Origin of the sequence: Pseudoalteromonas sp. 20-MNA-CIBAN-0454 (assembly GCF_040308685.1) — a bacterium.
In the GTDB taxonomy this organism is placed as follows: Bacteria; Pseudomonadota; Gammaproteobacteria; order Enterobacterales; family Alteromonadaceae; genus Pseudoalteromonas; species Pseudoalteromonas nigrifaciens.
In genome coordinates this window covers 1-264 of sequence record NZ_JBEOOB010000180.1, presented here as the reverse complement: position 1 = coordinate 264, position 264 = coordinate 1, and the positions used below count along the sequence as shown (strand labels likewise).

Genomic DNA, 264 nt, shown 5'->3' with positions numbered 1-264 from the left:
ATAGAAAAACATTACTACAGCGTGCCTTATCTGTGGGTTAAAAAACAATTACGCGCACACATATCCAATCAACTCGTACAGCTTTATTATGACGGCACTTTAATAGCACAGCATCCTCGCTCAAACCGTTTAGGCAGACATACGACACAGACACATCATATGCCAAAGGCGCATCAAAAACAGCATGAGCCAAAGCACCTGGCTGAGTTTACATCAGAATATATTAATTACAGGCGCCACAGGCTGTGGCAAAACCTACCTCGC

Annotated in this window: 2 pseudogenes; both read left to right on the top strand. The window is 43.6% G+C overall.

The features are described from left to right. Positions 1–138 (top strand): annotated as a pseudogene (locus AAEZ22_RS18810) (Mu transposase domain-containing protein); the annotation flags it as partial. Between the two features lie 43 nt (positions 139–181). Beyond that, positions 182–264, top strand: a pseudogene (locus AAEZ22_RS18805) (ATP-binding protein); the annotation flags it as partial.